The 21629-nt window shown below is 68.1% G+C and carries 21 protein-coding genes; 4 read left to right on the top strand and 17 right to left on the bottom strand.

From position 1 onward, the window contains the following. Nucleotides 1–41 precede the first annotated feature (41 nt). Nucleotides 42–1049 carry an alpha/beta hydrolase gene (locus tag QRN16_RS02420; protein WP_285184474.1) on the top strand — a complete coding sequence of 336 codons (1008 nt, stop codon included), beginning with the start codon at nt 42–44 and terminating at the stop codon, nt 1047–1049. 132 nt (nt 1050–1181) lie between these two features. On the opposite strand, the gene QRN16_RS02415 is transcribed toward QRN16_RS02420, so the two are convergent. Beyond that, nucleotides 1182–1454 carry a cupin domain-containing protein gene (locus tag QRN16_RS02415; RefSeq protein ID WP_285184473.1) on the bottom strand — a complete coding sequence of 91 codons (273 nt, stop codon included), beginning with the start codon at nt 1452–1454 and terminating at the stop codon, nt 1182–1184. A gap of 102 nt (nt 1455–1556) precedes the next feature. Further along, nucleotides 1557–2087 carry a TetR/AcrR family transcriptional regulator gene (locus QRN16_RS02410; protein WP_285184472.1) on the bottom strand — a complete coding sequence of 177 codons (531 nt, stop codon included), beginning with the start codon at nt 2085–2087 and terminating at the stop codon, nt 1557–1559. 72 nt (nt 2088–2159) lie between these two features. Between QRN16_RS02410 and QRN16_RS02405 the strand changes: the two genes are divergently transcribed. Further along, nucleotides 2160–3074, top strand: coding sequence for an alpha/beta hydrolase (locus tag QRN16_RS02405; RefSeq protein WP_285184471.1), 915 nt, complete (start codon nt 2160–2162; stop codon nt 3072–3074). Here the strand turns inward: QRN16_RS02405 and QRN16_RS02400 are convergent. The 4 genes from QRN16_RS02400 to QRN16_RS02385 are packed head-to-tail and all read right to left on the bottom strand — an operon-like array spanning nt 3022 to nt 8624. Continuing rightward, complete coding sequence (locus QRN16_RS02400) at nt 3022–3810, bottom strand: cytochrome c oxidase assembly protein (RefSeq protein WP_285184470.1); 789 nt, start codon at nt 3808–3810, stop codon at nt 3022–3024. The two genes, QRN16_RS02405 and QRN16_RS02400, sit on opposite strands and share 53 nt — an antisense overlap. Continuing rightward, the gene (locus QRN16_RS02395) at nt 3807–4325 is read right to left on the bottom strand and encodes a DUF2243 domain-containing protein (protein WP_285184469.1); all 519 of its coding nucleotides are present in this window, start codon (nt 4323–4325) and stop codon (nt 3807–3809) included. Before QRN16_RS02395 ends, QRN16_RS02400 begins: the two co-directional genes overlap by 4 nt. Before the next feature lie 42 nt (nt 4326–4367). Further along, nucleotides 4368–5753, bottom strand: coding sequence for an acyl-CoA dehydrogenase family protein (locus QRN16_RS02390; protein ID WP_222632930.1), 1386 nt, complete (start codon nt 5751–5753; stop codon nt 4368–4370). Between the two features lie 60 nt (nt 5754–5813). Further along, on the bottom strand, nt 5814–8624 hold the full coding sequence (locus QRN16_RS02385; protein WP_285184467.1) for an FAD-binding and (Fe-S)-binding domain-containing protein: 2811 nt from the start codon (nt 8622–8624) through the stop codon (nt 5814–5816). 658 nt (nt 8625–9282) lie between these two features. Between QRN16_RS02385 and QRN16_RS02380 the strand changes: the two genes are divergently transcribed. Beyond that, nucleotides 9283–9753: a DUF3558 family protein gene (locus QRN16_RS02380; RefSeq protein WP_162246745.1), complete on the top strand. Its 471-nt coding sequence runs from the start codon at nt 9283–9285 to the stop codon at nt 9751–9753. A gap of 118 nt (nt 9754–9871) precedes the next feature. Continuing rightward, nucleotides 9872–10087, top strand: a complete 216-nt coding sequence (locus QRN16_RS02375) for a hypothetical protein (protein ID WP_285184466.1) — start codon at nt 9872–9874, stop codon at nt 10085–10087. A 3-nt stretch (nt 10088–10090) separates the two neighbouring features. On the opposite strand, the gene QRN16_RS02370 is transcribed toward QRN16_RS02375, so the two are convergent. The 11 genes from QRN16_RS02370 to QRN16_RS02320 form a co-directional block, all read right to left on the bottom strand. Then, nucleotides 10091–11356 carry a glycoside hydrolase family 183 protein gene (locus QRN16_RS02370; protein ID WP_285184465.1) on the bottom strand — a complete coding sequence of 422 codons (1266 nt, stop codon included), beginning with the start codon at nt 11354–11356 and terminating at the stop codon, nt 10091–10093. A 258-nt stretch (nt 11357–11614) separates the two neighbouring features. Continuing rightward, complete coding sequence (locus tag QRN16_RS02365) at nt 11615–12016, bottom strand: DUF6992 family protein (RefSeq protein WP_027504763.1); 402 nt, start codon at nt 12014–12016, stop codon at nt 11615–11617. A gap of 26 nt (nt 12017–12042) precedes the next feature. Continuing rightward, nucleotides 12043–13230 carry a CaiB/BaiF CoA transferase family protein gene (locus QRN16_RS02360; protein WP_027504762.1) on the bottom strand — a complete coding sequence of 396 codons (1188 nt, stop codon included), beginning with the start codon at nt 13228–13230 and terminating at the stop codon, nt 12043–12045. Next, nucleotides 13227–14693, bottom strand: a complete 1467-nt coding sequence (locus QRN16_RS02355; RefSeq protein ID WP_222649674.1) for a dihydroorotase — start codon at nt 14691–14693, stop codon at nt 13227–13229. The genes QRN16_RS02360 and QRN16_RS02355 overlap by 4 nt, the downstream gene beginning before the upstream one ends. A gap of 12 nt (nt 14694–14705) precedes the next feature. Further along, the gene (locus QRN16_RS02350; RefSeq protein WP_285184464.1) at nt 14706–16073 is read right to left on the bottom strand and encodes an FAD-dependent oxidoreductase; all 1368 of its coding nucleotides are present in this window, start codon (nt 16071–16073) and stop codon (nt 14706–14708) included. Next, the gene (locus QRN16_RS02345; RefSeq protein WP_285184463.1) at nt 16070–16702 is read right to left on the bottom strand and encodes a hydantoin racemase; all 633 of its coding nucleotides are present in this window, start codon (nt 16700–16702) and stop codon (nt 16070–16072) included. Before QRN16_RS02345 ends, QRN16_RS02350 begins: the two co-directional genes overlap by 4 nt. 28 nt (nt 16703–16730) lie before the next feature. Continuing rightward, on the bottom strand, nt 16731–17435 hold the full coding sequence (locus QRN16_RS02340; RefSeq protein ID WP_056442074.1) for an ABC transporter ATP-binding protein: 705 nt from the start codon (nt 17433–17435) through the stop codon (nt 16731–16733). Next, nucleotides 17432–18151, bottom strand: a complete 720-nt coding sequence (locus QRN16_RS02335) for an ABC transporter ATP-binding protein (RefSeq protein WP_197027740.1) — start codon at nt 18149–18151, stop codon at nt 17432–17434. Before QRN16_RS02335 ends, QRN16_RS02340 begins: the two co-directional genes overlap by 4 nt. Then, nucleotides 18148–19191 (bottom strand): branched-chain amino acid ABC transporter permease, encoded by a 1044-nt coding sequence (locus QRN16_RS02330; RefSeq protein WP_056442070.1) that lies wholly within the window; start codon nt 19189–19191, stop codon nt 18148–18150. The genes QRN16_RS02335 and QRN16_RS02330 overlap by 4 nt, the downstream gene beginning before the upstream one ends. Further along, a complete protein-coding gene (locus QRN16_RS02325; protein WP_027504755.1) occupies nt 19188–20171 on the bottom strand; it encodes a branched-chain amino acid ABC transporter permease in 984 nt (327 codons plus the stop codon). Before QRN16_RS02325 ends, QRN16_RS02330 begins: the two co-directional genes overlap by 4 nt. Continuing rightward, nucleotides 20168–21388, bottom strand: coding sequence for an ABC transporter substrate-binding protein (locus QRN16_RS02320; RefSeq protein ID WP_027504754.1), 1221 nt, complete (start codon nt 21386–21388; stop codon nt 20168–20170). Before QRN16_RS02320 ends, QRN16_RS02325 begins: the two co-directional genes overlap by 4 nt. Nucleotides 21389–21629 lie beyond the last annotated feature (241 nt).

Raw genomic sequence — 21629 nt, 5'->3', positions numbered from 1 at the left:
CTTCCGTCGATTCCCCCGAGCCTAGGACGTAGATTCGAGGGATGAGCGAGTCCTCGGAACGAATCGACGTCGTCCTGCACCCGGACGCCGTTCGAGACCTCGGCACGGTGACCGACCTGGTGCAGTCCGCGCTCGCTGCGCGCGGCGCCACCGGGGAAGTGCACGTGTCCGACGATCCGTCGGTCGCATCGGGCGACGTCATCGTGGTGCCTGCGCCCGGAGGACACGTCGACGCGCTGTCCGACGACCGCTGTGTGGTGCGTGTCGACTACGGCTACGTGGCCGCGGACCTCTCGGCGGGCCTGCACGCCCACATTCGCGGACGGGGACTCGGCGGGCTCCGCTACGCCGTCGATCGGATCGTGCATCACCGACTGCACCCGGCGACCGTCGAGTCGTATGGGGCGCACCCCGAACAGTTCGCCGAGGTGCGTGGGACGAGCGGGCCGGTCGTCGCCCTGATCCACGGCGGCTATTGGCGGGCACCGTGGCGACTCGACTCGCTCGACGCCGCGGCCATCGATCTGGCCGACCGCGGCTACGTCACGTGGAACGTCGAGTACCGCAGCCCCGACGAGCACGGGTGGGAGACGACGACGGCGGATGTCGCCGCGGCCCTGAAGCACGCTGGTGCGCAGGCCGTCCTCGGCCATTCGGCAGGAGGACAGCTCGCGATGCGCTGGGCCGCGGATGCCCGTCCCGCACTGGCCGTGAGTCTCGCCGGAGTCCTCGACCTGAAGATCGCCGACGACCGCGGCCTGGGTGACGGCGCGGTGCGTGCAGCCCTGGGCTCGCGGTACACGGATGCTCACGCGGAGTCGTCCCCCCGAGCGCGACTGCCACTCGGGGTTCCGCAGATCGTCGTGGTCGCGGCATCGGACGATCCGAACCTGAACGACATCGGCCGCGAGTACGTCACCGCAGCATCGGCCGCAGGTGACGATGTCACGCTTGTCGAAGGCCCCGGAGACCACTTCAGTGTCGTCGATCCACGGTCGGAGATCTGGCCTGCCATCGTGGAGCGGATCGAGGGACGTCTCCCCCGCTGATCGTCACTCGTGCGCGGTGTACTCCGCGTCGGCGACGGGGTCCATCCACACGACGACGTCGTGCTCGTCGTCGCCCTCGTTGATGGCGAGATGCACCATCAGACGATCCGGTGCGGCGCCGTGCCAGTGCACCTAGTCGGCCTCGAACAGCACGCGGTCGCCGGGACGGATGACCTCGACCGGCCCACCCTGCCGCTGGCACAGACCGACGCCCTCGGTGACGAACACCGTCTGGCTCAGCGAGTGGCGGTGCCAGTGCGTACGCGCCCCCGGCATGAAGTGGACCAGGTTGGCCGAGACCCGCGACGGGGTCGGAGCTGCGGCAACGGCGTCGATGTAGACGTCGCCGGTGAACCAGTCGGCCGGACCCTTGGTGGTCGCGATCGAGCTTCGGGTGATCTGCATGCGCGGTTCCTCTCGTCGGTGGTGCTGGTGTCCAGCATTCGCGGTGCCGGTCCACGGGGGAAGTCCCTGCCGAGGAGCGCCCCGGCAGGGCACCCCGGTCGTCTAGGTGAACAGGGCGTCGACGATCGCAGCCTTGTCGGCAGCGCTCTGCGGATGCGTCAGCATGCCCTCGACGGCGAACACCACGACCTTGGTCCGCGCGGCGATCCGCTCCTCGGCGACGCCGACGTGGCGCAGTTCCTCCGCGACCAGCGCATCGGCCATGGCATGGAACCCGTTGTGCCACTCGTCGATCGGTGCCGACACCGCAGCGCGGGCATGCACGGTGTCCACCAACCGGTGATAGCGCTCGAGTTCGGTCACCACCCACGTCAGCCGTTCCTGCGGTGACGTCACCTCCAGCTCCGCGAAGCGCGTCAACGCCGTCGCCGTGATCTCGGTGAGGGCGGCGACGAGCAGTTCGTCCTTGTCGGAGAAGTACCAGTAGATGGTGTTGGGCGTGACGCCGGCGCTCTGCGCTATCCGGCTCAGCGGGGTGCCGTCGAATCCGGCCTCGACGAACAGGGCCGTCGCGGCGTCGACGATCTCGGCCCGTTTCTCTTCCCGATCCTGCGGACGTCTGTTCCGAGGCATGCGGTCACCCTATCTTGATGCTTGATCAAGACGCTGCTACGTTCTCTTGAACGTCAATCAAGAGGAGCCCGCATGCCTGACACCGTTCGCGACGACCTGTGGTTCGACTCCGGTTCCGATCGCTGCGCGATCTCGGTCCTCCGACCTGCCGGGCTCGACGGTTCCGCGCCGATCATCGTCATGGCCCACGGCTTCGGATCGGTGCGCGCGTTGCGTCTCCCCGCCTACGCGGACCAGTTCGTCCAGGCGGGCTACGTCGTCGCGCTGTTCGACTACCGGTACTTCGGCGACAGCGAAGGAACCCCACGGCAGCTCCTGGACGTGCGCATGCAGCTCGAGGACTGGCGCAACGCGCTGGCGTTCGCCCGGCGGCTCGACGGCGTCGACCCCGACCGCGTCGTCGCATGGGGCACCTCGTTCGGCGGGGGCCACGTCCTCACCCTGGCGGGCACGGGCGAACGACTGGCCGCGATCATCGCGCAGGTCCCGCACGTGGACGGCATCGCCGCCGTGCGCTCCGCCGGCCTCCGCCAGACCCTGCGTCTCGCACCGGCCGCGATCTCGGACCAGATCCGGGCTCTGCTCGGCCGCGAGCCCCGCTACATCGACTCGATCGGCGAACCCGGTGCCCTCGCCGCCATGGTCTCGCCCGATGCCACCGTCGGACGTGACCGTCTACTCGACGCGTCGGGACTGCGGACCGGTGACTACCCCGAGACCGTCGCCGCGCGCATCCTGCTCCACATCGGCCTGTACTCGCCGGGGAAGACCGCCGCGAAGATTACGTGCCCCGCCCTCGTCCAGATCGCCACGAACGACGCCATCACCCCGACGGACATTGCGCTGCGCACAGCACGGAAGATCCCGCGCGCCACCGTGGTGACGTACGAGGGTGGTCACTTCGACCCGTACGTCGAGCCGCTCTTCCCCCGGATCATCGCCGACCAGCTGGCGTTTCTTCGCGACGTCGTGCCGGTCGCCACGTGAGCAGAAGCGCCAGCGCCAGAAGCAGTTCGGCGATGTCGCCGCCGTAGTACATCAGCTCGCCGGCGCCCTGGCGCTGATCGGCGGGAACCGGAATCTGCACGAGGAGTCCCGCGTACATCAGCTGCGACAGGACAGCATGACCGAGGATCGCCGCCCCGAGTATCCAGAGTCGGGTGGGTACCGAAGGCCGATGCGGTGCCGGGTCGGGGCCGGCGACGACCCACGCGAACAGGTAGCCCGCCACGAAGAAGTGCACGTGCACCACCAGGTGCAGCGCCGTGCTGTGTGTCGTCGCCACGTAGAGCGGGGTGAAGTACAGCAGCGCGAGACCACCGAGGTTCAGGGCCAGCGCGACGACCGGATTCGCGATCACGTGCACCGGCCGCGAGCGCAGGACACGTCCGATGGCGCGGCCGGTCGACGACGACACCGAACGCAGCACCAGCGTCATCGGGGCACCGAGTACCAGCGCCAACGGCGCGTACATGCTGAGTAGCAGGTGCTGGTGCATGTGGCCGCGGAAGTCGCCGTCCGGGTACGGAGACAGTGCGGGGACCACGGCGAGGACGAGGAGCCCGATGCCGACGAGGAAGCTCACCGTGCGCCACGGGTTCCATCCCCGCGGCTGATGCCTGCAGCGCTCCGCCGCAACGACATACACGGCTGCCACCACGACGAGGATCACGACCGGTCCGAGACCACCGCTGCCGTGATGGGTGTCGTGCGCGAGCTTCATCGCGATCGACGTGCGCTGCGCTGCAGGAGCCGGCCGCCGGCGATCAGGAGGACACCGAGGGCGAGGAAGCCGAGGTCCCACCACAGTTGGTGCGGACCGCTGCGGACATGGTGAATGCCCAGCAGATGGTGATCGACGATGCCCTCGACAAGGTTGAACAGGCCCCACCCGACCAGGACCCACCCCCACAGCACTCGCGACGCCCACACCCGCCCGCGCGATCCGGTGACACGCGAGTACAGCATTCCGAGACCCAGTAGGACGGCGAGCCAGGTGACCGTGTGGAAGACGCCGTCCCACAGCGTGTTGATCTGGAGGCCGTGGACGGTGTCGACGGGATAAGGCTGCAGGCCGATGTTGTCGTCGCCCGAACTGCTCAGCAGATGGTGCCACTGCAGAATCTGGTGCAGCAGTATCCCGTCGACGAAACCGCCCAGGCCCACACCGAGCACGATGCCGGGCAGGGCGATTCCGCGGTCGGGCACGACGCCTTGTGGGCGTTTCGAGGTGACCATGCGCAGGGCAGTACCCGACGCACGGTCCTCGAAACGGTCGGGTTACTTCCGGCTGGGCGGCTGCAGGAACTTCATGGCACCCCGCAGCACGGGCTCGGGAACCTTGTCCTTCGCCGCCATCGCCTTGTCCATGACCTTGGTCCGTGTCTCGGTGCCACGGCCGAACGCCTTGTTCAGCGCCGACCCTTCGGCATCCATCTGCACGTGCAGCGGCGGCGCACCGTCCTGCTGCGCGATCGCGTTGCTGATGACGACGCGCTGGATCTCACTGGTCCCCTCGAAGATGGTGTACAGCTTGGCGTCGCGGTACCACTTCTCCACCGGGTGGTCGGTGATGTAGCCCCACCCGCCCATCGTCTGGATCGCCCGCTCGGTGGAGGCCACCGCGACTTCCGTGGCGGCGAGCTTGGCCATCGACCCCTCGCCGCGCTCGAAGGCGACACCCGTGGCCGCCATCCAACTGGCGCGCCACGTCAACAGGCGCGCCGCGTCGATCCGCATCGCGAGATCCGCCAGCGGGAAGGCGATGCCCTGGTTGTCGATGATCGGTGACCCGAACGCCTCACGCTCGTTGGCGTACTTCGTCGCGTACTCCAAGGAGGCACGGGCGATTCCGAGGGCCTGAGCGGCCACCATCGGTCGTGTCTGCTCGAGCGCTCCGAGAGTGGCGGAGCGACCTCTGATTCCGGTCTTCTCCGCTTCGCGCGCCTTGGCCAGCTTGTGCTCGAGCTTGTCGAGGCCGCCCAGGAGGTTGGCGCCGGGGATGCGGACACTGTCGAACTTCAGCTCCGCGGTGTGGGATGCACGGCACCCCAGCTTGTCGAGCTTGCGCACGAGTTCCAGTCCGGGGGTCCCGCCGGGGACGATGAACAGGGCCTGGCCCTTGTGACCGAGTTCCGGGTCCACATTGGCGTTGACCACGTGCACGTCCGCGATGCCACCGTTGCCGATCCACATCTTGTGGCCGTCGATGATCCAGTCGTCGCCGTCCTGCCGCGCCGTCGTCCGCAGGTTGCGAACGTCGCTGCCGCCCTCGGGCTCGGAGATGGCGAGCGCCGCCAGCTTCAGGTCGTCCGGGGTGCCGAAGCACTGCGGTGCCCATTCGAGCATCTGTTCGGGCGTCGCCGCCTGGCCGATGGCCGACAGCGCGAGCGCCGGCATCACCACCGCGAGACCGATTCCCGCACAACCCCAGAACAGTTCCTCCATGAACACCGGCAGCGAGAGCCCGGTCGGGTCACCGATGAGGTCGCGGTAGAACAACGGCGAGTAGAAGCCCGCCCGCGCCGCCTCCTGCAGCACCGGCCACGGGAACTCCTGCTCCTTGTCGTAGTGCTGCGCGACGGGTCGCACCACGTTCTCGGCAAAGTCGTGAGCACGACCGACCAACTCGTGTTGGGCCGGTGTGAGCGTCAGATCGAAAGCCATGATGTCCCCCCAGGACGGTTGTTTCGGCAGGGCATACCCCACCTCGACGAGTGTTACACGTCACTCAGTCTCATCAGGCAACGCGCTCGCCAACACTTGCGCGAGGTGCTCACCGCGGCGATCCGTGAGATCGGACAGCTGGGTACGGCAGGAGTAGCCGTCGGCCAAAATCGACGCGGTGTCCGCCGCCGACTGCACCGCCGGCAGAAGTTGCTGACCGGCGATGGTGACCGAGACGTCGTAATGCCCCTTCTCGACGCCGAAATTCCCGGCGAGCCCGCAGCAACCACCGAGGCGCTGCACATCGGCGCCCGCTCTCTCGAGCAGAGCCGCGTCTGCGCCCCAGCCCATCACGGCGTGGTGGTGACAGTGCGGCTGCGCCACCACCTCTCGGCCGTTAAGGGACGGCGGTTCCCACCCGCGCTCGGTGAGCAGTTCGGCCAGCGTGCGGGCGGCCTCGGCGACCGGCGCGGCGCGTTCCCTGCCGAGCAGTTCCGTTGCGTCGCTTCGTAGTACACCGGTGCACGACGGTTCGATACCCACGATGGGAACACCGCCGTCCGACGCCTCGGTCACGGCGTCCACGGTGCGTCCCAGGATGCGCTTCGCGGCGTCCAGTTGACCGGTCGAGATCCACGTGAGACCGCAACACTGCTGCTTCTCGGTCAGCCTGGGCCGGTAGCCCGCCGCCTCGAGCACACGCACCGTCGCGCGGCCCACCTCGGGCGTGAAGTGATTGGTGAAGGAGTCGACGAAGAGCACGACGGGATCACCGGTCGTGGGCCGGTGCGATTCGTGGAACCACTGCCGGAACGTCCTCGGGGCGAACTCGGGTATCGAGCGACGCGGATCGATGCCCGCCGCCCGCAGTGCCAGCGGACCCACACCCGGAAGCCGCGCCGCAGCGTTGACGGCGCGCGGCGCCCGAGCGGCGACAGCAGCCCAGCGCGGGAGCCACCCGAGCGAGTAGTGCGCCACAGGGCGTAGCCGACGTCGGTAGCTCTGGTGCAGCACCTCCGCCTTGTACGACGCCATGTCGACACCGGTCGGACAGTCCGAGGCACATCCCTTGCAGGACAGGCACAGATCCAGGGCATCGTGCACCTCGGGCGAGCGCCACCCGCCGGTGACGTCGGTGCCGTTGATCATCTCCTGCAGTACCCGGGCGCGACCGCGGGTGGAGTCCTTCTCCTCCCGAGTCGCCAGGTACGACGGGCACATCACCCCGCTGGTGCCGGTGGTGTCCGCGCGACACTTACCGACGCCCGTGCACCGGTGCACGGCCTGACTGAAGTCGCCGCCGTCCTCGGCGTAGGCCATCGCGAGCAGCGTCCGAGACGTCGCGGACGGGACACGAAGATCCGCATCGAGCGGTCGAGGATCCACGAGCACACCGGGATTGAGGATGCCGTCGGGATCGAACGCATGCTTGACGGCACCGAACAACGCGAGTGTGTCCGCCGAGTACATCAGGGGCAAGAGCTCACTGCGCGCACGGCCGTCGCCGTGCTCACCGGACAACGACCCGCCGTACCGCGCCACCAGCGTGGCGGCATCGACGAGGAACCGGCGGAACACCCCTGTCCCACCGGGCTTGTCGAGCGGCAGGTCGATGCGCACGTGCAGGCACCCGTCACCGAAGTGCCCGTACGGCAGCCCGGTCACCCCGTACTGCGTCATGAGGTCGTCGAAGTCGCGCAGGTATCGGCCGAGCGAGGCCGGCGGTACCGCCGCGTCCTCCCACCCGGCGTGTGCCGGCAACCCCGCGGGACTGCGCCCCGCGAGTCCGGCTCCGTCTGCTCGGATCTGCCACAGCCGAGCGGTGCGTTCCGCGTCGGTGACCACCAGGGAGTCGACCGCTCCGCAGCCGCGTGCGACCGCGTCGGCTCGGTCCGTGGCCTGCTCGCGGGTATCGCCGACGACCTCGACGAACAACCACGCGGCGCCGCCGGGAAGAGGCGGAACCGCATGCAGTCCGCGGCGTTCGCGGACGACGTCGACGATGCGCGAATCGATGCCCTCGCATGCGGTGGGCGTGAACGTCAGGACGGTGGGCGCGGCGTCACCGGCGGTGGCGATGTCCGGGTACCCGAGAACGACGAGGATGCGGAACGCAGGCTCCGTCACCAGGTCGACGGTGGCGCGCGTGGTGACCGCGAGCGTGCCCTCGCTGCCCACCAGCATCCGGCGGACGTCGAAACGGTTCTCCGGCAACAGGTTCTCCAGCGCGTAGCCGGAGACCTGGCGGCCGAACATGCCGAATTCCGTTCGGACGGTTCCGAGTCCGCCGGCGACGATCTGCCGCAGCGCATCGAGAGTCGGAGACGTGGTGTCCCTCGGCAGGTGCAGCTGCTCCCCGCTGCCCGTCACCACGTCGAGCGCGGAGACGTTGTCGGAGGTCCGGCCGTAGCCGAGAGTGCGCGAGCCGCACGCGTTGTTCCCGATCATGCCGCCGACGGTGCAGCGCGTGAAGGTGGACGGGTCGGGACCGAACCGGAGCCCGTGCTGCGCCGCTGCCTTCTGCACCACCGACTGCACGGCGCCGGGTTCGACAGTCGCGGTGCGCGCCTCGGGGTCGACGTGGAGCACCCGGTTCAGGTGCCGACTGACGTCGAGTACAACCCCGGTACCCACCGCGTTGCCGGCCACGGACGTGCCGCCGCCGCGCATGGTCAGCGGGACCCCGGTCTCGCGGCACACCGCGACGGCCGCCGCGATGTCCTCGGTGCGACGGGGCCGCGCGACGACGAGCGGGTGCACGCGGTAGAGCGACGCGTCCGACGAATAGGCGGCGCGGGTCGTGCCGTCGGTGAGCACGTCGTCGAGGCCCGCGCGGCGCAGTGCGCGGGCGCAGTCCTCGGCGGAGATCACCGTGTCGACGCTACCGGGCCGGGTGGGCGGGGGTGTGGGGATGGCGGGGGCGAACGGGTGCGGGTGGGTGGGGGGCGGGTGAGTGGGTGCCGGTGGGTGGGTACCGGCGGGCGGGTGCGGGGCGGGTGGTTGGGTGCGGTGCGGGTGGTTGGGTGCGGTGCGGGTGGGTGCGGGGCGGGTGGGTGCGGGGCGGGTAAGTGCGGGGCGGGTAAGTGCGGGGCGGGTAAGTGCGGGGCGGGTGGTTGGGGGGCGGGTGGTTGGGGGGCGGGTGGGTGCCGGCGCGCACTGCGCGGCAGTACGCGCTGGACGTGGCCTGCGCACGGTGCTGGGCGGTGAGCGGATGGTGGTGCTCGCTTGTCCGCGCACGCTCCGGTCGGGTGCGCCGGTTGTGGTGAGCGGGGGTGCTGACGGTCGCGCGGATCGGCGCGTCGGTCGGCGCCGCAGACGCGCACCGTGCAGCAGTACGCGCAAGTCCGTGGCCTGCGCGCAGTGCTGGGAGCTGCGCGGCCAGCGGTCGCGGCGGATCCGAGCACCGTTCGGACACCCGCGCCGGTTGGACCGCGCGCGGCTGACCAAAACCCGCGCGGATCCGCATGGGAACCGCCGGGCCGCTGACCGCGTCCAAGTTCGAGTGCGATGGATTCGAGGTGGGGTGGCCGTGGCTGCGCTCGTGTTCTGCGGCGCCTGCTCCCCCGGCGTCTCGGGCGAACCCGTCGCGGAGCTGTGGGATCCGTGCACCATTCCGAGTGACGCCGTGGCGGCTGCGGGCGTGAACGCGGAGATCGTCGACTCGGGTCAGTTCGATCAGGGAAACAGTCAGTGGCGGTACTGCTCGTTCCGGCAGGACTGGTTCGTCCTGACCATCTCGTCGACGACCACAGCGATATCAGAGTTCCGCGGAGACAGCCGATCCGTGAACCAAGAGGATATAGATATAGGCGGGCGCCCAGCGCTCAGCTTCCAGCAACTTCCGGGAACTCTCGACGAGGCCTGCCACATCGCGTACGCATCGACCGCAGGGGCAATTGAGTTCGCCGTGAGAAACGCGGGTGATCCATCAACTGTCGGCGACTACTGCGCAGAAGCCAGGCGCATTTCAGGCGCTCTCGAGAGCGCGACACCACCATGACGGGGGCACCGTGACAGGGTTGAACGAGCTCGAAATAACCACGGAGGCCGCGGAGCGATGTGCCCGTGCGTGCGCAGAATTCGCCGAAGGCATCACCGCCGTGAGGTCGACCATCCAAGTGCAGGACTTCGCACAGGGCTTCGGCACCCTCCCCTCCGGCCTGGCGCTGGCGCGCAAGTACTCCGAGCTCGCGGTGGGTGGGCCGGGGTCTTTGTCGACCTTGCTCCAGGCGCACATCGCGATCGCGTCGTCGCTCGCCGACACCTTCACCGAGATGGGTCGGAACTATCAGTCCACCGACAGCGAAGCGGCACAACGCATCACGCCGAAGTAGCCGTCACTTCAGCGCATCGAGATCCGCCTTCAACAGCATCACGTTGTAGTCGGACCAGCGCGAGGCAGTGAAGTACAGGTCACGCCCACTCGACTTCGGGTGGATGTACGGGGCGTAGACGCCGCCGATGGTCTCCGCACGCCCGAGCAGAGTTGTCATCGGGCTCCACGGTCCCTGCGGATCCGTGGCGGTGCGGGCGACGATCGAGCCCTGGTTCTCATCGCCGTAGAGCATCACGTACTTCTTCAGGTACGCGTTCCACGAGACGCTGAGCTCGCTGACCGGTTCGTCGACGACCTTCTTCGAATCGGCGACATCGGTCGACCACGGGCGCGCGACATCACCGGTGGAGTACTCGTACTTCGTCAGATCGAGGATGTCCGCCGGCTGCACACGGGCGAGGAAGGCTGCACCGAAACGGCCGTTGGGCGTTCCGAACTGGTACAGCCAGCCGTCGGGACCCTTGGCGTATGCGTTCATCTGGAATCGGCCGTTGGCCTCGTTGACCTGAGCGACACCGGGAATCGTGACGCCCTTGTTGACGCGAATGGTCATCGGGTCCGTCGTCCAGCTCTGCCCGTTGTCCCTCGACGTCGCGATAGCCGAGAAGTTGGTGACCCACCGGCCGGGCGCTCCCCAACTCTGCACGGACATGTAGTTCAGGTACTGCACACCGTCGATGGCGATGGCAGCTGTCGGGATGGTGGTCACCTCGATCTCCGGCAACCGCAGCGTCGGGACGATCTGCTCGGCGTACCGAGGCGTCGCCGGCAGGACGATGGAGCCGGACGCGCTGTCGCCGGGCACGGCGTCGGGAACGGTGATGCCGTCGGAGAGGTTGTCGTCGCTGGACCGCAGCAGCAGGTTGTTGCGCCACTGCTGCCCGTTCACCGAGCAGTTGCCGAAGGAGTCACCGAACGCCATGAGCGTCTGGCCTGCGCCGTTGTCCCAGCTGATGCCGAGATCGGTACCCGAGATGCCGAAACGGTCGTACGTGTTGTTGGCGCTGAGAGGTCCGGTCACCCACCCCACGGACTGTGTGTTCCCACTGCGGATCGGGGCGAGCGGCTGCTGAGTCCCGCGCGGGTTGCTGCCCCCGCCGCCACTCGATCCGCTGCTACCGAAGAAGCTGCCCAGCAGTGACGAGCCGGGGCCACCGAGACCACCGCACGGTTCCGCGGACGCGACCGGTGCCGACAGCACACCCAGACCGCTGGCCACCAACGTCAGCGCGGCCCCCACCGCGATCTGCCGACTTCGTGCTCGCATACTCCGACCCCCACCGATCGACTGTGTGACTCACGTGACTCATGTGACTGATGTGGTGAGTGTTACCGAAAAGTGGGCACGCCGCAACAAATGCACGTGTCGGTACTTGACAAATGAGAATTACATGGTGGGTATTTCAGCCGCGCAATGAGGGCGGCCGGTGCGCCCCCGACGGACGCACCGGCCACGAGGCCCACGTCGGTCCGCGGACTCCAGTCCAGTGTGCCCCTCGGACCGGACGGTATGCCGAGTCCTGAGTCACAAGCGTTTCGCGTGCACGCTGTCGAGCACCAGAAGAGCCGCACCCTGCACGACGACGGCGGCACCGTGCCCGGAGGACTGCTGCGGCGTCACCCTCCCGCCGAAGGTGGGCCGGTGGTACAGGAGATGTGCACCCAGGGCGACATAGACGACGTCGAGTCCGGTGTTGATCCACAAGGTCTTCCGCAGCTTGTCGGCCGCAACCTCGGTGGACCGGGCCGCCCCGATCCCGGCGATGGCGAGATCGATGGCACCCCAGCCCGCGGTCTGGATGCCGAAAGCACGGACCGCGGGAGAGCCGCCGCCCAACGCTGCGGCGGCACCGACCGCGACACTGCCGCCGCCCCACCAGAGAAGCCGTCGACCGAGATCCTTCGCGACACTGTGTGCTGACGTCATGGACACCAGTGTGCCCACTCGAGCGGTCAGACGATGCCGGTCTCGTGCAGGGTGCGCACCTCGTCGTCGCTGAGACCGAGCTCGGCGAGCACGGTGTCGGTGTCCGCGCCGTGCGGACGTCCGGTGTGGCGGATGCTGCCAGGGCTCTCCCCCATGCGCCACATGACGTTCTGCATGCGCACCGGCCCGAGAGCGTCGTCCTCGACTGTGGTGACCATCTCGATGGCGTTGACCTGCGGATCGTCGAGCAGCTCGCTCGGCTTGTAGACGGGGGCGACCGCCGCGCCGGCCTCCTCGAAGGCCGCGATCACCTCGTCGCGCGTGCGCTCGGCGATCCACCCACCGACGTATCCGTCGAGCAGGTCGGCGTGGGCCGCGCGCTGACGACCCGTCGCGAACCACGGCTCGTCGAGAACCTCCGGGTGACCGACGAGGCGGAGAACGCGTTCGGCGATGGAGTTGGCACTGGTGGAGATGGCCAGCCAGTGCTCGTCCTTGGTCCGATAGAGATTGCGGGGCGCGTTGTTGCTCGACCGGTTACCGGTGCGCTCCTGGTCGATGCCCAACTGGTCGGCGTAGATGATGCCGGGCCCGACCGCCGTCATGATGGGGCTCAGCAGATCGAGATCGATCTGCTGACCCTTTCCCGTCTTCGTCCGGTGCAGCAGGGCCATCGAGACCGCCGACGATCCCGCGATACCGGCCAGCGAATCCGCCAGACCGAAGGCGGGAAGCGTCGGCGGTCCGTCGGCCGAGCCGGTGAGGTGGGCGAACCCGCTCATCGACTCGACCAGGGTGCCGAACGCCGGCCTCGTCGAGTAGGGCCCGGTCTGGCCGAAACCGGTGACACGCAACAGGATCAGACCCGGATTGATCTCGGACAGCACGTCGTAGCCGAGGCCCCACTTCTCGAGGGTGCCCGGCCGGAAGTTCTCCACCACCACGTCGGCGTCCGCGACGAGCTTGCGGAAGACGTCGGCCCCCTCGGGCTTGCCAAGGTTCAGCGTCATGCCGCGCTTGTTGCGGCTCACCATCGTCCACCACAACGGGTGCCCGTCCTTGTCCAGACCGTGCCCACGCATACCGTCCGGCTTGGTGGGGTGCTCGATCTTGACGACGTCGGCACCGAAGTCGCCGAGGATCTGGGCGACCAGCGGACCGGCGAGGATCGTCGACGCGTCGAGAACGCGAATCCCCTCCAGGGGCCCGGTCACTTGTAGGGCCTGTGCAGGTAGCGGCCGGTGGGCTCCCCCGCGACAGCGCCGTTGTCGAGTACGCGGTGGCCACGCACGAACGTGTCGGTGACCTTCGCGCCGAGTTCGAAGCCCTCGAAGGGGGTGTACTCCTGCGTGGACTCCGAATCCTCGGGACGCACCGTCCACGTGTGATCGGGATCGACCAGTGCCAGGTCGGCGTCCATACCGACGGCGATCTCGCCCTTGCCCGGAAGTCCGTAGCGACGAGCGGGATTGAGCGAGGTCAGCTCGGCGATACGGCGCCAGCTCAGCCCACGCTTGCGGCCTTCGCTGACCAGTCCCGGCAGCAGGTACTCGGCGCCGCCGAATCCGGACTTGGCGGCGAAGATGTCGCCGCGGTCCTCGGCGAACTTCTTCTCGTCCTTGCAGCAGGCGTGATCGCTGACCACCCAGTCGATGTCGCCGCCGAGCAGGTGCTCCCACAGTGCCTCGACGTCGTCGCGTGGGCGCAGCGGCGGGTTGACCTTGCCGCCCAGTCCGTAGGCGGTGTCGATGTCGGCGAGCAGGTGACCGATGGTCACCTCGCGACGGAAGTTGACGTGCGGGAACGCCTTCGCCATCCGCATCGCGGCGGTGAGGGCCTTGCGGGAGGAGAGGTGCAGCAGGTTGATGTTGGGCAGCTGCGTCTCGTCGGCGAGGAACGACGCGATGGTGACCGCGAGGCCCTCGGAATGCGGCGGCCGGGAGGCGCTGTACGCCGCGAGGCCGGTGAGCGTTCCCTCCTCCTCGACGAGCTTGGTGTAGGCGCTCATGATCTCGGCGGTCTCGCAGTGCAGCGAGAGCGAGATGTGATCGGCCTTGTCACCGAGCTGCTCACGGGCCGCCTGGATGCCGCGCATGACGAACTCGAAGTGCGCGAGGTCGTAGCGCTCGCCCTCCGGCGTCATGAGGAATTCGCTCTGGTCGGTCGAGCGCCCGTGCAGCCCGTGGCTGCCGTAGAACATGAAGATCTTGAACGACGTCACACCGTGATCGGTGATGAGCGAGGGGATCTCGGCGATGTGCTCCTTCGACATCGGCGCGAGGTGGTACGCGTAGTCGACGAACGGCTTGCCCTCGGTGGCCTCGAGCACCGTCGGGAACACATCGGCGTACGAACCACCGGTGTTCATGTAGTACTGACCGGTGCGCATGTAGGACAGCGAGGTGGTGACACCGCCCTGCACGCAGGCCCTGGACTCGGTGTAGGCGTCCTCACCCAGCGGGTTGTAGATGCCCCAGTGTTGGTGCGCGTCCACCACTCCGGGGAATGCGACCTTGCCGGCGGCGTCGACGACGGTGTCGGCGCTCGACGGATCGATCCCCGCCTCGATGCGGGTGAACTTCCCGTCCTCGATCAGCAGGTCGAGGAATTCGCCGTCCTCGGGATGATCGGCGCCCGGACGTACGACTCGGGCATTGGTGATCAGAAGCTTCGTCATGACAATCCTTCTCTAGTGATGAGTACCGGCCACGACATCTGCGGCCAGATAAGCGAGTCCGAGTGCGGGCAGCAATCCGTTGCCGGCGAGGTACCCCGCGGCGCCGTGGCCCGAGATGCCCATCGCAGCGCCGCCGGAGGCGAACAGTCCCTCGATCGCGGTGCCGTCGGGTCGCAGGACCCGAGCGTTCCCGTCGACGACGAGGCCGCCCTGGGTGTGGAACAGCGCGGGGACGATGCGGATCGCCGCGTACGGCCCGGTGAGCTCGTGCTCGAACGAGGTGCGCCCGTGCGGGTCCGACGCCTCACCCCGTGCGTACCTCTCGACGGCCGCGAGTTCGTCGACGACGGCATCGGCGGGGAGCCCCAGCGCGTCGGCCAGCTCGGCCGGCGTGTCCGCCCACACGACGGCGCCCGAATCGACCGTCTGACGAAAGTCGGTGAACGACAGACACTTGTCGTGGATGTCGCGGTCGATGACGATGACGCCCTCGGACTCCGGGCGGGCCGCGAGATGGGCGGCGTACTCGGAGTAGCCCGTCGTCTCGTCACCGAAGCGTCGTCCCGTGAGGTCGAGGACGACGCCCCCGTGCATGACGGTGGCCCACCCGACCAGGGTCGACGCCTTCTTCGACAGCGCCGCATGCCCCTGGTACGCATCGAGATACGCGGTCGCGGCGCCGAGACGGTCACCGATGGTGAGCGCGTCTCCGCGGGAGTGCTCGCTGCCGTGGTAGCGAGCCTGCGCGATCTCGGGGACGTGGGTGGCGACCCGCTCGTGGTCGCCGCCGTACCCGTTGGTGGCCAACAACACCGCGTCGGTGGGGATCGTCTCGGTCGATCCGTCCGGGAGCGTGATCACCGCGGCGGTGACGCGACCGTCGTCGACGCGGACGTCGGTCAGCCGGGCCGGTGCCAGAACGTCGATGCGCGGCTCCGCCGTCACCGCGCGCACCAGGTGCTCGAGCAACACGCTTCCGTGCCGACCCTCGACGGTGTGGCAGCGCAGTGCCGAGTGACCGGGGTAGGCGAAATCGGTGACCAGCGACAACGGCACGTCGAGGTGATCCGCCATCCATTCGACGAGTGGCGCGCTCACGCGGGCGAGGGCTCCGGCGAGCTCTGTGTCGGCCGTGCCCTTCGTCTTGCGGAGCACGTCCTCGACGAACGTCTCCGGGGAGTCCTCGATGCCCGCCTCACGCTGCCAGCGGGACCCCGCACCGGGGATCATGGCCGTCGACATCGCGGTGTTGTTGCCGCGCTTGAAGTGGTCGCTGGCCTCGACGACCAGCACGTCGAGTCCGTGCTCGGCTGCACGCAGCGCGGCGATCAGTCCGCCGCCGGCCCCGGCGACGATCAGATCGGGTCCGTCCGCGCTCACGATGCCGGCTCCAGGTCGTCGCGCAGTGCGAGCAGGCGCAGGGCGGTGGCCGTGGGATCCACGACCAGCGGTGTGGTTCGCGGCCCGGTGAGATCGACCGCCGAGCACGCGTTGATGGCCACCGAACACGTCAGCGCACGAGCGTGGACGGTGACCGCGTCGGCCCAGGCCCGCGAGTCCGCGATGTCGTCGAACGACAGGTCCATGACGACGGTCGGCTCGGCGGGGATGCCGTAACCCGCCACGCGGCGGTCTAGTTCGGCAGCGATGGCGGCATTGCGGGCGAGGGCGCCGAGGCGGTGGCCCTGCGAGGCGTAGAACGACGCGGTGAGTCGCGTCAGTCCGTACAGGGGACGCTCGAAGGAGTCCGCCTCCTCCGCACACGGATCGAGCACGCAGTCGGGCAGGTATCCGTCGAACTCGTCCGGATCGGACGCGCGGAAGGCGGCGGCCAGCGCCACTTCGGACGCTCGGACGTCGGCCTCGGTGTCCAGCGCGCGCGGAGCATCGGGACCGATGTTGCGCAGGACGACGGACACGCCCACCGGGCTCAGTGCGTCGTACCGCTCCTGACGTCGCCGGAACTCGGCGAAGTCGACATGGATGGGGGTGTATGCGAGCAATCGCACGAAGAAACTCCTGACGAGAGGTGCGGCATCAGATGCCGAGGTACGCAGCCTTGACGCGATCGTCGTGGGCGAGCTCGGCTCCCGTACCGGTGAGCACGATGGACCCGCTCTCGATGACGTAGGCGCGGTCGGAGATCGCGAGTGCCTGTGCGGCGTTCTGCTCGACGATCAGCACGGTCACCCCGGTCTCGCGGATCCGCACGATGGCCTCGAGGACCTCGGCGGCGAGCTTCGGCGCCAGGCCGACGGACGGTTCGTCGAGCGTGAGCACACGCGGCTTCGACATCATGGCGCGGCCGATGGCCAGCATCTGCTGCTGACCGCCGGACATGGTGTCCGCGCGCTGGGTCCGCCGCTCGGCGAGAATGGGGAACAGATCGAAGACGCGGTCGAGCGACTCCTTCGTGGACCCGCGCTTCTGGGTGTACGCGCCCATCTCCAGGTTCTCGGAGACCGGCAGCGAACCGAAGAGTGCGCGGTCCTGGGCGACGTGCACCAGTCCCGACCGGACGATGCGATCGGCGCGGTTGCCACTGATGTCGCTGCCGTCCAACATGATGCGGCCCTTGCTGGGCGTGACCAGACCCGACAGGGCGCGCAGCGTCGTGGTCTTGCCGGCGCCGTTGGCTCCGATGAGAGAGACGATCTCGTCCTTCTCCAGATGCATCGTGACACCGTGCAGGATTTCCAGTCGCCGGTAGCCGGCGTGCAGATCGTCGATCTCGAGCATCATGCGGTCTCCTCACCCAGATAGGCCTCGACGACGCGGTGGTCCTCGATGACGGTGCGCGGATCCCCCGCTGTGAGGACCGCGCCCTCGTGCATGACGACCAGACGCTCGGACAACGCCATGACCGCGGCCATGATGTGTTCGACGAACAGGACCGTCTGCCCGCCGCTGTGCAGGGAGCGCAGCAGCTCGATCATCGGCGCACGTTCCGCCGGAACGAGTCCCGCGAGCACCTCGTCGAGCAGGACCACCCGCGGTTCCATGGCAAGAGCGCGGGCCAGCTCCAGGCGCTTGAGTCCGGCCGTCGACATCGTCGACACCGTCCCGCCCACCTGGTCGGAGAGCTGCACCCGGTCGAGCACCTCGAGAGCGTGCCGACGCGCGTCCTTCCGCGACTTACGCTTGGACAGTGCGGCGATGGTGACGTTCTCGAGAACGGACATCGACTCGAACGGCCGCATCAACTGGAACGTACGCACCAGCCCAGCGCGCGCGATGCGGTCCGCGGGCCACCCCGTGATGTCGGTGCCGTCGAAGATCACGCGACCCGACGTCGGCGGCTGCTCGCCCGCCAACAGCGAGAACAGAGTGGTCTTGCCGGCGCCGTTGGGGCCGATGATGCCGAGAAACTGCTCGTCCGGGACGTCGATGCTGACGTCGCGCACCGCGTGGATGCCCGAGAACGACTTGCTGAGATTCTCGATACTGAGGACGCTCACTTGCGCCACCTCTCGCGAATCGTGCCGAAGATCCCCTTGGGCAGGAAGATCACGATCAGGATGAGAATCACCGAGTAGACCGCCACGTCGAGTCCGATGGATCCCTGGAGGAACTCGAGGAACGCGGGCGGGTTGCGCAGCAGCTCGTTGATGAGCTCCGACAGCGGCCCGATGACCGCGGCGCCGAGCACCGGTCCCCAGATGGTTCCGATGCCGCCGATGACGGCCGGGACGATGGCCTCGACGGACACCGCGGATCCGAATGCCTGCTCGGGGCCCACGAAGAAGTAGTACTGCACGTAGTACACGCCGGCCACGGCCGTGAGGGCGCAGCTCGCCGCGACCGCGATGAGCCGGTACTTCATCGTGTCGATGCCGAGAGAGGCTGCCGCGGTGGCGTCGTCACGGATCGCCTGCACGTACTGCCCCGGGCGGGACCGGACGTAGAAGATGGTGCCCAGCACCGCGAGCGCCAGGATCACCAACGGGATCCACAGGTAGTTGGCACTGCCCTTCTCGAACTGCAGCATCCACCACGAATCACGGGGCAGGATCGGCACGTTGAAGCCCTCGGTCTTGTTGAAGACCTCGAGATTCTGCACGAGCAGCAGGAACATCTGCGCGAAGGCGAACGTCGCCAGGGCGAAGTACGACCCGGCCAGCCGGTAGCGCAAGCACAGGTAGGCGATGGTGGTGCCCACCGCGGCGGACACCACGGCGCCGACGAGCATGGAGATCCACGGCGAGATGCCGTGCTCCACCAGCAGATACGCACCGGTGTACGCGCCGATGCCGAAGAACGCCGCGTGACCGAAGCTGAACATGCCGCCGAAGCCGCTCATGAGGTTCCAGCCGACCGCCATGATCGCGAAGATCAATGTCCGGACAGCGACCGTCTGCGCCTGCTCGCCGAGCACGAGCGGGAACGCGGCGACGACCACGAATCCGATGACGAGCGTGAGCAACTGGCGTCGCAGCCAGGAGTCCTTCAGCCGCGTGTCGGACGCGGAGTCCGTCGAGACATCCGTCGTGGTGGTCATCGGCGTCCTCCGTACAGACCTTCGGGCTTGAGAAAGAGCACCATGACGAACACGGCGAAGACGAGGATCAGCGATCCGGTACCGGGGAGGTACAGGGCGCCGACCGTCTGGACCAGACCGATGACGATGCCGCCGACCATGGCTCCGACGACACTGCCGAGACCGCCCAGCACCACGATGACGAAGGCGAGGATCGTGAACTGCTCGCCCACCGACGGGGTGAGAGACGTGAACGGTGTCATCAGTCCGCCGGCGACGGCCACGCAGGCCGCGCCGATACCGAACGTCAGCGCGTAGACCCGGCCGATGTCGACTCCGACGAGCTTGGCGCCCTCCGAGTTCGACGCCACCGCGCGGATCGACAACCCGAGGCGCGTGCGTTCGAGCACCGACTTGAGCGCGATCGCCACGACCGCGGCACCGACGAACGCGAGCACCCGAGGCCAGGCCGCGACGGTGCCGAGGATCGAGATCGATCCGTCCACGGGCGCCTCCACCGACTTGGGCCGACCACCGAAGACCATGAGGAGCACGTTGATGATGAGCAACGACAACCCGAGGGTGACCAGCAGCGGCCCCTCGTGGCTCCCGCCGATGGTGAGCTTGGTGAGCAGGGTGGCCTGCACGATCATGCCGAACACGAACATGACGGGGACTGCGAGAAGCGTTGCCACGTAGACGGGCAACCCCGCCGTCGAGAGCGCGTACACGATGTACATCGCCAGGGTGAGCATCGCGCCCTGGGCGAAGTTCACGATGCCGAGCACACCGAAGATGAGTGTCAGGCCGACCGAGATCAGCGCGTAGACCCCGCCGAGCAGCAGACCGGACACGATGGCCTGGCCGACCAGGCCCTGGTCCTTGCCGCCGACGAAGAAGATGACGGCGAGGATCACCACGAGCGCTCCCCCGACGGCGACGCCGGGATTCACGGCGCGCCGGGTCTTCTCCGTGGCCGCGCTCTCGGCGACGACCGTCACCGGCCCGCTCCCGCGGGGAACTCGATGGCCTCGGTGGCGAACTCGTCCGGGAAGACCTGGGTGACCTGGCCGTCGCGCACCTGCATCACGATGACGGTCGCGTTGGAGTTCTGACCGGTCTCGTCGAACTGGATGGGACCGGAGAAGGCGAGCAGCGGATCGTCGATGGTGACGCCGGAGATGGCCTCGCGCAACGCTTCCGGATCCGCGTCGGCGCCGTCCTCGAGTCCGGCCGCGATGACCTCGACGGCCTGGTACGACAGCATCGCCGCCGTCTCCATCGGACGGCCGTACTTCTCCTCGAAGCGCGAGCGAATGTCGTTGACTCGATCGCTGGTGGCATCGAAGTGGTAGTTGGCGGACAGCACACCCTCACCGGCGGTGCCCGCGGCAGCCGGGAAGGAACTGTCGTCGAAGGCGCCGTTGGCGATGCCGTAGACACCCTTGACGTTCACGTTCAACTGCTCGACGGCCTTCGCGATCAGCAGACCGTCCGGGTAGTAGCCCGTCGCGACGATGACGTCGGGGTTGGAGACCGCGGCCTCGCGCACCTGCGTCGTGGCGTCGGAGAAGTTGGTGGCCGGGTACGTGATCTCCTGCACCGAGGAGATGCCCTGGTTCGCGGCCTCCTTCTCGAAGGCGTCGAACACGCTGTCACCGAACGAGCCCTCGATGTGCAGGTAGGACACGCGATCGATCGGCTGGCCGGTCTGCTCCTCGATGGCCGCGAGCGCCTTGGCGCCGTCGGTACCCATGCTGGAGGCGTTCGGCTGGATACGGAACGCGTACTGGTAACCCTGGTCGAGGATCTTGTCGTCGACCGCGACGTCGATGACCAGCGGCACCCGCGAGCGCTCGGCGACCGATGCGACGTTCTGCGTCACGTCACTCTGATAGGTGCCCACCAGGGCGACTGCGCCGTCGTCGATCAGACGCTGCGCCTCACTCTGGCCGACCTCCGCCTTGCCCTGGCTGTCACCGGTGACGAGTTCCAGTGGACGCCCCTCGAGCGAGGAGATGCCGCCGGCACCGTTGATGTCCTCGACGGCCAGTGCGGCACCGTCGTTCATCAGTCCACCGACACCGGCCAGCGCACCGGTGGTGGGGTGCACGGATCCGATCTTGATGGGACCCGAACCGTCCGATCCGGACGAGGATCCACACGCAGCCGTGCCCAGAAGGGCCACTGCGGCGAGCACGCCTACGACTTTTCTCATGATTGGATCTGCCTTCCGCGCCGATCGAGGCGCCGAGTCTCGGGAAACCGTGTGACCGAAGGACACGACCTGTGTTCCGCTCAGCGCACCACTTAGTGGGTGGCTATTCCCTGCAGTACTGAGTATTACACGCATCACTGGGTCAGAACAGGCTCTTTGATGACTTTCTTGTTACGGGTATGGTTCGCTCAGCGGAACGCGCCGAAGCCGCGCACGTACTCAGCGAATGTGGAAGGTTGGC

The sequence above is a fragment of the Rhodococcus sp. MEB041 genome, from assembly GCF_030208955.1.
GTDB lineage: Bacteria > Actinomycetota > Actinomycetes > Mycobacteriales > Mycobacteriaceae > Rhodococcoides.
The sequence above is the reverse complement of the archived record's forward strand: the minus strand, read 5'-3'. Positions and strand labels throughout refer to the sequence as shown.